Origin of the sequence: Actinomadura sp. 6N118 (assembly GCF_044326415.1) — a bacterium.
Classification (GTDB): domain Bacteria; phylum Actinomycetota; class Actinomycetes; order Streptosporangiales; family Streptosporangiaceae; genus Spirillospora.
This window is the reverse complement of sequence record NZ_JBIRAZ010000001.1, coordinates 721123-733423: the sequence shown is the minus strand read 5'-3', so window position 1 is coordinate 733423 and position 12301 is coordinate 721123. Positions and strand designations below refer to the sequence as shown.

The following is a 12301-nucleotide window of genomic DNA, read 5'->3' as shown; positions in this document are numbered from 1 at the left end:
GTGCCTTCTCTACGGAGAGAGGCTCAGTGGACCGCCCCGGTTCGGGATTTGGTAGCCGTACGGGATTTGGTAGGCGTACGGGATTTAGTAGCCGTAAGGGTGAGGTCGCGAGCGAAAAGGCGGAGGAGCCCCGGAGTGCGGTAGGTGTCGTGGCCGTCCGCGTCGATGCCGGCGTAGTCGATCAGCCCGGCATCGGCCAGGCCGTCGATCTCGTCCTCGGCCTCTTCCAGTGAGGCCTCCAGGACCTCGGCCGCGACGGCGGCGCAGAATCGGGCGCCGGTGTGAACGCCCAGCAGGCGGAAGGCCTTCTGGGTGGACGGGCGCAGGGCGACATGGGCGTCGGCGAACACCGCTCGCAGGTCCAGGTCGCCGGCCTTCAGCTCGTCCAGGCGGCGGTCCTCGTCGCGCATACGGTCGGCGAAGCGCTCGATCCGTGCGTGGGGGCGCGCCGCCAGCCTGATCCCGGCGATCCGCAGCGCGAGCGGGAGGTGGCCGCACAACTCGGCGATGTTCGCGGCGGCCGCGGGCTCCGCTGTCACCCTTGCCGCGCCGATGATGCGCGCCAGGAGTTCCACGGATTGGGGAGCGTCCAACAGGTCCAGGCGGACGCGGTCCGCGCCGCCCAGGCCGGTCAGGCGGCCACGGCTGGTGACCAGTACCGCGCAGCCGGGATCGCCCGGCAGCAGAGGGCGGATGGAGCGTTCGCCGCTCGCGTTGTCGAGGATCACGAGTGAGCGGGACCCGGCCAGGCGTCCCCGGTACTCGCTGGCCCGATCCTCAAGGGAGTCGGGGACGCTCCCTGCCCCGAGCTGGCGCAGCAGCCGGGCGAGCGCCTCCGCCGGGTCGCCGTCGCGACCGCGCAGGTCGAGATAGAACCGGCCGTCGGGAAAGTCCGCGGCCAGGAGGTGGGCGGCGTGCAGCGCCAGAGCTGACTTGCCGACGCCCGGCCCGCCGCTGATCACGCACAGCGCGGGCGCGGACCGGAAGGGATCCCCGGCAAGCACCCGTCTCACCGCCGCGAGCGGACCGCTCCGTCCGGTGAAGTCGCCGGTGTCGGCGGGCAGCGGCGAGCGGCTCCGCGTCGGCGCCGCGGCGGGCGGCGCGTTCAGGATCGGGTCGTCGACGTGCACGGCCCGCTCCAGCCGGCGCAGCTCGGGGCCGGGCTCCAGGCCCAGTTCGTCGCGCAGCAGCGCGCTGCCCTCGCGGAACACCGCCAGCGCCTCCGGACGGCGGCCGCACCGGTAGAGGGCGACCATGAGCTGGCCGCGCAGCCGTTCGCGGAACGGATGACGGCCGACGCACGTCAGCAGCTCTCCCACCAGGTCGGAGTGGCGGCCGAGGGCGAGCTCGACGTCGAACAACTCCTCCGCCGCGGCCAGCCGCCGTTCTTCCAGCGCCGGCCCCACCCGCTCGACGAAGTCGTGCGCGGCCCCACCCATCGGGGTGCCCCGCCACAGTGCGAGCGCCTCGCGGAAGGTCGCCGACGCCTCGTCCAGGCGTCCGCTCGCCGCCGCGGCGCGGGCGTACTCGACCCGCCGGGTGAACACCTCCAGGTCGAGGTGCCCCTGCTCGACGCGGATGACGTAGCCGGTGCCGCGCCGCAGGATCGTCGGCCTGCCCAAGGTCGCGCGCAGGCCCGAGACGTGCTGGCGAAGCTGGGCCATCGCCGTGGCGGGCGGCACCGACCACAGGGAGGCCAGCAGCGCCTGGTCCGAGACGACCTGGTTGGCCTCCAGCAGAAGCGTCCCGAGCACGGCCCGCCGCAGAGCGCCACCCAGCCGGTGCGACCCGTCATCGCCGTCGACCTCGATCGGCCCCAGGACAGCGAATCTCGGCATGAGCGACACCTCACATCGGGGGCCGCCTGGGCGGCGGGTGCCACCGAGCGGTGGCGGACCTACAAGATCACGGACATGCAAGATCAATAAATATCCCAATACCGGTTCCATGAACAGCCTCGTCAAGGATGACGACCGTCCGACAGACCCGAGGGAAGGACTTCCCATGGTTGCCGTCAAGAGCAGTGTCAAGCAGGTCCGCTACGTGATGGGCGCGATGACCGCGGTCTTCTTCGGTAGCTGCAGCGGTTCCTGACCGCACAGGGGCGAGCGTGCGGAGAGCGCGTCTCTCCGCACGCTCGCTCCTTTCCGCCGACGTTCACTGACACGAGGAGGCTCGGATGCTGGAGACCGGGGTCCGGCAGGTACGGGTGGCGCTGGCCATGGTGCTGGGGCGCCCGTTCAACGTCCGGGTCGTCGAACGGCTGGTGGACGACGCGCTGGCGACGCTGCACGAGTTCGGGGAGCCGGGCGACGACGTGAACCAGCTCATCGAGGGGCCGTTCGCCGACCCCGACGACCGGCGCGACCTGCAGACCCGCGCGTTGCAGCGCACCGCCCGCAGGCTGGCCCGGAGATCGCCGTTCTACAAGGAGCGGTTCGCGGCGGCGGGCGTCGATCCGGGCAAGCTCACGCTGGAGACGCTGCGGACCGTCCCCGTGACGGTCAAACACGACTTGGTGACGCGCAAGCAGGACTTCCTCTGTGGCACGCCGCAAATCATCACCCAGACCACCGGCACCACCGGGAAGCCCGCGCAGGTGTGGCTGTCGCGGTACGAGATCGAGCTGTGGCCCGCGCTCATCGCGCTGTCGATGCTGCTGCGCGGCGAGGTCCGTCCCGGCGACTGCATGCAGATCAACCTGAGCTCCCGCGCCACCGCCGCCGTCCAGGAGGACATCGACATGCTGCGGCTGTCGGGCGCGGCCAGCCGCGTGGTCGGGCAGGTGCCGCCCGACGAGTCCCTGGACCATCTGCTGGACGACGGCGGCGCGGTCCCGACGATCCTGAACGGCTACCCGAGCTACATCGGGCAGCTCGTCACCGCGGCCCGGCGCCGCGGCCTCGGGCCGGGCGACTTCACGTTGCGCGCGCTGTACGTCGGCGGCGAGACGTTCTCACCGACGCTGGCCGAGGCGGCCCGCGCCACGTTCGGCGTAGAAGAGATCAACGACACCTACGGCGTGACCGAGCTGCTTCCGGTGGGCGGGCGGACCTGCGGACATCGGCACCTGCACATCGACCCGAACATGGGGTACGCGGAGGTGCTCGACCTGGAGACCGGCGAGGCGGCCGAACCCGGCGCGCTCGGCACACTGACCGTCACCCCTTACTTCCCCTACCGCGAGTGCATGCCGGTGCTGCGCTACGACACCCGCGACGTGGTGCGGGCGCTCCCCGAGAACCTGGACTGCGAGCTGGCCGCCGTCCCGGCGGTGTCGGAGATCCTCGGCAAGGAGAGCCGGCTGCTGCGCACGGGCGACGGGATCGTCACGCCCCGCGAGGTCGTCGAGACCCTCGATTCCCTGCCCGGCGTGGACTGGCCGGTGCGCCACCGCGTTCGCGTGGCCGACGGACGGCTGCACCTGACCGTCGTCGCACCGCACCTCGTCCCCGGCGACGTCGTGGGCGCCTTCGCAGAACGGGACCTGGACGTGACCGCCGAGATCGTCGATCTGGATGAGCGGGAGGCGCGGGCCCTGTGCCCGCTCCGCTGCGACCTGCGTGAGGAGACCTTCGTGAGGGGCGCCGCATGAGCTCTGGGCAGACGCTGTTCCTCGTCGGGGTGACCTTCTGTTACGCGCTGGCGGCGCCGGTCGGGGCCGTGGCCTTCTTCCAGCGCGTCCGGGTCGCCCGGCCGCCGGTGGGGACGTTCAACGGCCGCGACATCGCGGTGATGATGGGGTTCGTCCTGACGCTGCCGTTCTTCTACCTGGCGCTGCCCGGCCCGGCGCTGCCCGCCGTGCTCGCCCTGGTGTTCGCGGGCGGGCTGAGCGTCGGCTACCAGCCGATCCTGACGAGCGGCCGGATTCGCTGGGCCGCGATCGGGACGCTGCTGGCCGCCGACCTCATCGCCCGGCTGCTGCTGGGCCCGGTCTCGCCGGTGTTCTGGCTGGCCAACAGCTGCGTAGTGTGCCTGATCGTGGTCTCGGCGACGAACCTGAACGTCCAGGGCGGGATGAAACTGAAGCACGTCGCGTGGTTCATCCTGCTGCTGGCGGTGTACGACCTGACGTTCGCGACCGCCGTCCCGCTGACCCAGGAGCTGGCCGAGGCGATCCAGGGCTACCCGTTCGCGCCCTCGGCGGGCTTGCGGATCGGTGAGGAGTACGGCGCGGTGATCGGCATGGGCGACCTGCTGGCGTACGCGCTGTTCACCACGACCGCCTACAAGGCCTTCGACCGGGCGGGGCTGCGCACCGCCCTCGCGCTGGTGGCGGTGTTCGGGGCGCTGGCCCCGACGCTGTCGCCGACCGTCATCGAGATGGTCACGGGAGAACGGCCCGAACTGATCCCGGCCCAGGTGTTCTTCGGCCCCGCCGGGTTCGCGGGCTACCTCCTGCTGCGTCGCCGCCTCGGAGCCGAACGGCGAATGGCCGACCTCCTCGGCGCGCCCCAGGTCGCCCCCGTGGTCCGGCGCCTCGACCGCGCCCCCGCCCCAGTCCCCTCAGAGGCCTGAACGGCCCCTTCGACATGGCGGATCAGCTCCAGACCTGGCGGCGGGTGGGGGCGGCGATCAGGTCGCCGACGATCAGGGTCGAGCGCTGCCAGGCGTACGGCATGAAGATGGCGAACGCGACGCCGGCGCGGTGTTCCAGGTCCACGGTCACGGCTTCGACGGATCCGGGGGGAGCCGGCGTCCTGTCCTGCCAGTCGGTCGAACGCCGCATGCTGACGTCCTGGGGACCTCCGCCCTCGGTGGGGTCTTTCATCCGCACGTAGTAGTTGAGAGCCATGCAGCGTAGATCTGCCGCCTCGGCGATGATCTCTCCGAACATGTTGTTGAGGGCTTTGTCCACGGCTTCGTCGTCGTAGGCGAAGTCGACCTCGTAGTCGGACAGCACGGAGAGGGACCCGGCGGTGTTCATGGATATGCCGGCCGGGGTCAGCATGGTGGAGCCCTGCCCCGGGCGGAGCTTGTTCTCGGCGGCCTGCAGCGAGGCTCGGAGGCATTCCTCCAGGTCGACGTGCACCTCAGGAGGCAGACGGCCGCCCAGGAACGACAGGTCGGCCGTTTGCAGAGGCTGCGCGAACGTGGCTTCCACGCCTTCGACGGATGCGTGCCAGGAAAACATGATCATGCACCATAGTGGCCACAGGCGGCCACTTCAGGCCTTTCAGGCTCAATGGGTGGAGTGGTGCGCCTCGTACCACTGCTCGCCCACCGGCTTGGCTTCCATGTTCCAGCTCCACGATTCGGTGGGCGTGATCCGGGTGTAGACGCCTGGGCCGACCATGCCGGTGCGTTCTACCGGCTCGGACGCGCGGCCATAGATGCGGATGCCACGGGCGATGAACGGGTCGAACGACACCATGTCGTCCATGACCAGGGCGACCTTGTCGCGGCCCGCCAGGATGTTGCGGATCTTGCGAGTGTGGATCACGGTAGGGCCGCCGCCGACCCAAAAGCCCTCGCCATCGAATTCGAAGGCCACGGGCACCACGTCCGGCTGCCCGTCCGCGGCGACGGTCGCCAGCCGGGCTAGTGACTGTGTGCGCAGGTAGGCAGCTTCTTCTTCGGTGAACGCCATGGTTCCTCCCTCGACGACGGCTCCTCACGTTCTATACGAACGGCTTCCGCGCAGATCGACAACGCACGTACGAATGCCCCGTAGCCGTGTTGGGCGGCTACGGGGCATCCGTGGTCGTACGCGGGCTGTGGGGCAAGGGGGTTCGCACAGACCGCGTACGGTCCTGGGGCCGCCTAGTGGTGGACGGCCTTTTCGGCGCCCGCTCCGGTGAGGGAACGGACTTCGATCTCGGCGTACTTCTGCGCGTTGTACTCCTTGCTGAGGATCGTGCCGAGCCAGCCGCAGAGGAAGCCGAACGGGATGGAGACGATGCCGGGGTTCTCCAGGGGGAAGAAGGAGAAGTCGGAATCGGTGAAGAGTGCCTTCGGGGTGCCCGAGACCACCGGGGAGAAGATGACCAGGACCACGGCGGAACCCAGGCCGCCGTAGATGGCCGATACGGCGCCCGCGGTGTTGAACCTCTTCCAGAAGAGGCTGTAGAGGATGGCGGGCAGGTTGCCGGAGGCGGCGACCGCGAAGGCCAGCGCCACCAGGAACGCCACGTTCAGCTTCTGGGCGTAGATGCCGAGGACGATCGCGACCGCGCCGATCACGAAGGCGGAGATGCGGGCGACGCGGACCTCTTCGCGGTCGGTGACGTTGCCCTTCTTGAAGACGTGGGCGTAGAGGTCGTGGGCGAACGAGGACGAGGAGGCCAGGGTCAGGCCTGCCACGACGGCGAGGATGGTCGCGAAGGCCACGGCGGCGATGACGGCCAGGAGGATCGTCCCGCCGACCTCGCCGAAGACGATCTCGCCGATCTTCTCGGCGAGCTGGGGTGCGGCGGTGTTGCCCGCGGGGTTGGCCGCCGCGATCTCCTTGGAGCCGACAAGGGCCGCGGCGCCGAAGCCGAGGACGAGGGTCAGCAGGTAGAACGAGCCGATGATGGCGATGCCCCACAGGACGGACTTACGGGCGTCGCGGGCAGTGGGGACCGTGTAGAAGCGGATCAGGATGTGCGGCAGGCCGGCGGTGCCGAGGACGAGCGCGAGGCCGAGGCTGATCAGGTCGAGTTTGCCTGTCAAGCCTTGGGCTTCGGTGGCATAGCGCAGGCCAGGTTCCAGGAAGTCGCCGCCCTTGCCGCTCTGGGTCGCTGCGTCGCGCAGCAGCGTGGAGAGGTTGAAGCCGAATTTGCCCAGGACGAGGACGGCGGTCAGGGTGGCGCCGCCCATCAGCAGGATCGCCTTGACGATCTGCACCCAGGTGGTGCCCTTCATACCGCCGACGACGACGTAGACGATCATCAGGATGCCGACGAGCACGATGGTGGCGCCCTTGGCGAACTCGCTCTTGAAGCCGAACAACAACGCCACGAGGGCGCCGGCGCCGACCATCTGGGCGAGCAGGTAGAAGATGCTGACCGTGATCGTGGAGACCCCGGCGGCGGTGCGCACGGGACGCGGGCTCATCCGGAACGCCAGCACGTCGGCCATCGTGAACTTGCCGGAGTTCCGCATCAGCTCGGCCACGAGCAGGAGGGCGACGAGCCACGCGACCAGGAAGCCGATCGAGTAGAGGAAGCCGTCGTAGCCGTAGAGCGCGATCAGGCCGGCGATGCCCAGGAAGGAGGCGGCCGACATGTAGTCGCCGCCGATCGCCAGGCCGTTCTGGCCGCCGGAGAACGAGCGGCCGCCGGCGTAGAAGTCGGTGGCGTCCTTGGTGTGGCGGCCGGCCCAGAGGGTGATGGCGAGCGTGCCGGCGACGAAGGACAGGAAGAGGATGACGGAGAGTGTCTCGTGACTCATACCGCGATCTCCTCTTCAGCTTTTTCGCGCAGCTCGGCCGCGAGCGGGTCGAGCATCTTCTCCGCGCGGCGGGAGTACAGCCAGGCGATGAGGAACGTGGTCACGAACTGCAGCAAGCCGAAGATCAACGCGATGTTGATGGAGCCGACGACCTTCGTGCCCATGAAGTCGCGCGCCCAGCCTGAAAGCACCACGTACAGCAGGTACCAGGCCAGGAAGGCCGCCGTCATCGGGAACGCGAAGGCACGGAATCGGCGCTTCAGCTCCTGGAACTCGGGTGTCGCCTGCACCCGTTCATACGGTGTGCGGTCGGCGTTCGGGTCTTTCTCAAGTGTCACGAGTTCCTCCTCGACGTGACCGGGATCACGTCAACGTAAAAAGCCCAGGCCCCGGCTGACGAGAGGCCGCCACCGGAGGTGCGCTGAGGCGCTGGACGGACGCGCTGACGCGCGCCGTCCGTCGATGAGCGGTCGATTTCGTGCGCCGAACGGAAGATCCGTTTCAGCCGCCCTTGGGCCGCCAGGTGCCGCGGTCCACGTCCAGCGATTCGGGGACGTGGAGCCGGACCATGGTGCGGGCCACCCCGGCGGGGACGCTGCGCGGCGTGACCAGCGAGACGCCGATCATCACGGCGAAGGCGATGGGCACCGACCAGGCGGCGGGCTGGGCGAGGAGCGCCCCCGCCAGGCCGTTCGGCGGGCCGCCCACGATCGTCCAGAGCACGGCGGCGCCGGCGAGCCCTCCCCCGGTCACCAGCCCGGCGAGCGCGCCCATGACCGTGAGCCGCCGCCACCAGATCCCGAGGACGAGCAGGGGGCAGAACGTCGAGGCGGCGAGGGCGAACGCCAGGCCCACGACGTCGGCGACCGACAGCGCACGGGCGGCCAGCGCCAGGACGAGCGGGACGATCAGCGCCAGCACGGTCGCGGCGCGGAACGAGCGCACGCCGCCCCGGAGCAGGTCCTGGCCGATGACCCCGGCCACCGAGACCGTCAGGCCGGACGACGTGGACAGGAAGGCCGCCACGGCGCCGCCGGTGACGAGCGCGGTGAGCAGGTCACCGGCCACCCCGCCGACGAGACGGCCCGGCAGGGTCAGGACGACGGCGTCCGTACGGCCCGTCATGAGCAGTTCCGGCGCGTAGAGCCGGCCCAGCGCCCCGTACAGCCCAGGCAGGAGGTAGAACGCGCCGAGCAGGGACAACACGATCGCCGTGGTCCGCCGCGCCGCCCGGCCGTCGGGGTTGGTGTAGAACCGCACCAGCACGTGCGGGAGACCCATCGTGCCGAGGAACGTCGCCAGGATCAGGGAGTACGTGGCGTACAGCGGGTGCTCGCGTCCTGACAGCGGCATCGCCCACTGCCGGTCGGTCCTCGCCGGGAGGCCGGCGACGTGCGGCACGGCGGCGCCCGCGGGGAAGGTCACCTCGGTGTTCTTGGAGATCCGGTGGTCGCCGGCGGTGAGGGCGAGCAGGGCCGCCCGGTACGGACGGCCGTCCATCTTGCCCGTCACCACGATCTCGACCGGATGCTCGACCCGGACGGTGACGTCGGTGCCCACGGCGACGGTCGTGCGGTCGCTGAACGTGGGCGGCGCGTCCCGGCCGAGCCCGGGCGCCGCGTCGTACCGCCAGGCGAACACGAGGAAGATCAGCGGCACCGCGAGCGCGGTGAGCTTGAGCCAGTACTGGAACGCCTGGACGAGGGTGATGCTGCGCATGCCGCCGGACAGCACGTTCATCATGACGACGACGGCGACCAGCACCCCGCCCGCCCAGACAGGGGCGCCCACGACCGTGCGCAGCACCAGCCCGGCGCTCTGGAACTGCGGCATCAGGTACAGCCACCCGATCAGCACCACGAGCACACTGGTCACGCGCCGCACCGCCATCGACTCCAGCCGGGTCTCGGCGAAGTCGGGCAGGGTGTACGCGCCGGAGCGGCGGAGCGGCGCGGCGACCAGGACGAGCAGCACCAGGTAGCCGCCGGTCCAGCCGACCGGCAACCACAACATGTCGGCGCCGTAGGCCATGATCAGCCCGGCGATGCCGAGGAACGAGGCGGCCGACAGGTATTCGCCGCCGATCGCCGACGCGTTGCCGAGCGGCGACACCGACCGCGACGCGACGTAGAAGTCCGAGGTCGTCCGCGAGAAGCGCAGCCCGAACACGCCGATCAGCAGCGTCGCCAGGACGACGAGTGACACCCCGGCGAGCCCGTACGACGCGTCGTGCATCAGGGTCTGTCCACCAGGTCGGCGAAGTCGCGTTCGTTGCGTTCGGCGTGCCTCACGTACCACCAGCCGCAGGCGACGAACGCCGGGTAGATCAGCCCGGCCAGCAGCAGCCAGGCGAGCGGGATCCCCAGCAGCGTCGGCTCGCGGAGGCGCGGCGAGAGGACGAAGAGCAGCGGCAGGCCGGCGACACCCGCGCCGATGGTGGCGCAGACCAGCAGCGCCAGCCGCAGCTGGGCGCGCATCAGCGAGCGCATGTACGCCTCGCCCAGCCCGGTCTGCTCGTCGATCTCCTGGGTGACCGGGGGCCGCGGCCGCCGTGCCGCCCTCGTCCGCGGGCTGGTCACCAGCACCCGCCGGCGTTCCGGGACCGGCGCGGGGTCGGCCCCGCTGGTCGGCGGGCTCATTGGGGGCGCCGCGCGTTGCGGACGAGCCGGTCGCGCAGCTCACGGGTGTGGCGGCGGCTCACCGGGAGCTCGATGCCGCCGACCTGCACGGTGCAGCGGCCGGACTCGATGCGCAGCTGGTCGATGTGCTGCAGCGCGACCAGGTGGCTGCGGTGCACGCGGACGAACCCGGCTGCGCGCCAGCGTTCTTCGAGCGCCGCCAGCGGGATGCGGACCAGGTGGCTGCCGGAGGCGGTGTGCAGGCGCGCGTAGTCGCCCTGCGCCTCGACGTACCAGACCTCGGCGGCGGACACGAAGGTGGTGACGCCGGCGAGCTCGACCGGAACGGATTCGGGGCTCGGCTCGGGATCATGGTCCGCCGCGGCGGGACCGGCGGCGGAAGAGTCGTGGCCTGCCGTGGCGGCGGTGGGGGACGGTTCGGCGACGCGGCGGATGGCCTCGGCCAGGCGCTCGGGCCGGACAGGTTTGAGCAGGTAGTCGACGGCCTTGATCTCGAACGCGTCCACGGCGTGGTTCTCGTACGCGGTGACGTAGACGATGCGGGGCGGCCGGGCGAACTGGGCGAGCAGGCGCCCGAGCACCACGCCGTCCAGGCCGGGCATGCGGATGTCCAGGAAGACCGCGTCGATCGGGCGGCCGACCGCCAGCGCCCGGTCCACATGGCGGAGCGCGGCGGCACCGTCACGCGCCGTGAGCAGGTCACCGACGCGTGGATCGGCGCGCAGGAGGTAGGCGAGGTCGTCCAGAACGGGCGCCTCGTCGTCCACCGCCAGCACACGCAGCCCGGTCCCCAACGCCGCCTCCCCGTGCCGTGAGTCACATTTGCCCACTAAAGGGTGCTTAACCAGGCAAAATAAGTCAACCGGGAGGCGCTTTCCGGCTAGGAGGCCGTTCGTCCAGCTAGGAAGCCGTGACGCCCGGCTGGTACTTGGGCACGCGCAGCGTCACCTTGGTCCCCGCGCCCGGCGCCGTCTCGACGGTCAGACCGCAGGCGTCCCCGTAGACCTGGCGCAGCCGGAGATCGACGTTCGCCAGCCCGATGCCGACGGAGTCGGTCGCCTCGCCGTACTCTCCCCCGGGACCCCCGGGTCCCCCAGGCCCCCCGGGTCCGCCGGGTCCGCCGGCGCTCCCGGGCCCGTCCTCCAGGATGTGGCGCAGCCGTTCGGGATCCATGCCGACCCCGTCGTCCTCCACGCTGATCACGCAGTCCGACCCGGCGTCGTCGGCGATGATCGTGACGAGCCCCGGGCCGGAGCGGTCCTGAAGGCCGTGCCGCACGGCGTTCTCCACGAGCGGCTGCAGGCACAGGAACGGGACAGCCACGGGCAGCACCTCGGGTGCGATCCGCAGCGTCACCTTCAGCTGCTCGCCGAAGCGGGCCCGCTGCAGCAGCAGGTACCGGTCGATCGACCGCAGCTCTTCGGCGAGCGTCGTGAAGTCCCCGTGCCGCCGGAACGAGTAGCGCGTGAAGTCGGCGAACTCCAGCAGCAACTCCCGGGCCTGCTCGGGGTCGGTCCGGACGAACGAGGCGATCGTGGTCAGCGAGTTGTAGATGAAATGCGGGGAGATCTGGGCCCGCAGCGCCCGTACCTCCGCTTCCATGAGCCGTGTCCGCGAACGGTCCAGGTCGGCCAACTCCAGCTGCGCGTCGACCCACCGGCCGACCTCCTCGACGGCACGGATCAGCCCGGCCGAGACGTCGCCGCCGTACGCGGCCAGCGTGCCCACCACCCGTTCGTCAGTGGTCAGCGGCACGACCACGGCATGCCTGACCAGGCAGTCGAGCTCGTCGCAGCCCACCGTCTCGGGGCCGAGCACGGCGGTACGGCCGTTGCTCATCGGCCCTGACGCGTGCTCGACGGCGTGCGGCGCGTGGTGGCCGCCGCCCATGCCGTCCCAGGCCAGCAGCCGTTCCCCGTCGGTGATCGCCACCGCCGCCGAGCCGAGGAGTTCGAGCAGGTGGCGGGCGGCCTTCTGGGCGCCCTGCTCGGTGAGCCCGCCGCGCAGCGGCGGAGCGGCCATCGAGGCGGTGTGCAAGGTCTGGAACGTGGCACGGTCGACCGGGCTGCCGAGGTCCCGCCGCCTGCGCGCGGCCGTCCGCAACACCAGCGCCAGCACGGCGGCCAGAGCCACTGCGGCGACCACCGGCACGACCAGGTCCATGCCGTCACCGTAGCGCCGTCACCAGACCCGTGGCGCGCCGCGATCCGTTGTGATCAATTAGCCCGGTGGTCATCTGGGACACTTCCGTGCGCAGTGTGGCTGGAGTTTCATAGCGCGGCTGGAGT

General features: G+C 70.8%; 11 protein-coding genes. 2 read left to right on the top strand and 9 right to left on the bottom strand.

The genetic code is table 11. From position 1 onward, the window contains the following. Positions 1–23 precede the first annotated feature (23 nt). Complete coding sequence (locus ACH34W_RS03150) at positions 24–1838, bottom strand: BTAD domain-containing putative transcriptional regulator (RefSeq protein ID WP_395959130.1); 1815 nt, start codon at positions 1836–1838, stop codon at positions 24–26. A gap of 341 nt (positions 1839–2179) precedes the next feature. Here ACH34W_RS03150 and ACH34W_RS03145 point away from each other — a divergent pair, with 341 nt between their 5' ends. Both ACH34W_RS03145 and ACH34W_RS03140 read left to right on the top strand, forming a co-directional pair. Further along, the gene (locus tag ACH34W_RS03145; RefSeq protein WP_395959129.1) at positions 2180–3595 is read left to right on the top strand and encodes a phenylacetate--CoA ligase family protein; all 1416 of its coding nucleotides are present in this window, start codon (positions 2180–2182) and stop codon (positions 3593–3595) included. After that, positions 3592–4518, top strand: a complete 927-nt coding sequence (locus ACH34W_RS03140) for a hypothetical protein (RefSeq protein WP_395959128.1) — start codon at positions 3592–3594, stop codon at positions 4516–4518. The genes ACH34W_RS03145 and ACH34W_RS03140 overlap by 4 nt, the downstream gene beginning before the upstream one ends. 22 nt (positions 4519–4540) lie before the next feature. On the opposite strand, the gene ACH34W_RS03135 is transcribed toward ACH34W_RS03140, so the two are convergent. From ACH34W_RS03135 to ACH34W_RS03100, 8 genes are all read right to left on the bottom strand, one after another. After that, positions 4541–5140: a hypothetical protein gene (locus tag ACH34W_RS03135; RefSeq protein WP_395959127.1), complete on the bottom strand. Its 600-nt coding sequence runs from the start codon at positions 5138–5140 to the stop codon at positions 4541–4543. A 42-nt stretch (positions 5141–5182) separates the two neighbouring features. Further along, positions 5183–5590, bottom strand: coding sequence for a PPOX class F420-dependent oxidoreductase (locus tag ACH34W_RS03130; RefSeq protein ID WP_395959126.1), 408 nt, complete (start codon positions 5588–5590; stop codon positions 5183–5185). A gap of 173 nt (positions 5591–5763) precedes the next feature. Continuing rightward, the gene (locus ACH34W_RS03125; protein WP_395959125.1) at positions 5764–7374 is read right to left on the bottom strand and encodes a cation acetate symporter; all 1611 of its coding nucleotides are present in this window, start codon (positions 7372–7374) and stop codon (positions 5764–5766) included. Then, complete coding sequence (locus tag ACH34W_RS03120) at positions 7371–7712, bottom strand: DUF485 domain-containing protein (protein WP_395959124.1); 342 nt, start codon at positions 7710–7712, stop codon at positions 7371–7373. Before ACH34W_RS03120 ends, ACH34W_RS03125 begins: the two co-directional genes overlap by 4 nt. A 163-nt stretch (positions 7713–7875) precedes the next feature. Beyond that, on the bottom strand, positions 7876–9609 hold the full coding sequence (locus tag ACH34W_RS03115) for a cation acetate symporter (protein ID WP_395959123.1): 1734 nt from the start codon (positions 9607–9609) through the stop codon (positions 7876–7878). Continuing rightward, positions 9609–10013 carry a hypothetical protein gene (locus tag ACH34W_RS03110; RefSeq protein WP_395959122.1) on the bottom strand — a complete coding sequence of 135 codons (405 nt, stop codon included), beginning with the start codon at positions 10011–10013 and terminating at the stop codon, positions 9609–9611. Before ACH34W_RS03110 ends, ACH34W_RS03115 begins: the two co-directional genes overlap by 1 nt. Further along, positions 10010–10807, bottom strand: coding sequence for a LytR/AlgR family response regulator transcription factor (locus tag ACH34W_RS03105; RefSeq protein ID WP_395959121.1), 798 nt, complete (start codon positions 10805–10807; stop codon positions 10010–10012). Before ACH34W_RS03105 ends, ACH34W_RS03110 begins: the two co-directional genes overlap by 4 nt. Positions 10808–10913: 106 nt before the next feature. Then, positions 10914–12176 (bottom strand): sensor histidine kinase, encoded by a 1263-nt coding sequence (locus ACH34W_RS03100; RefSeq protein ID WP_395959120.1) that lies wholly within the window; start codon positions 12174–12176, stop codon positions 10914–10916. Positions 12177–12301 lie beyond the last annotated feature (125 nt).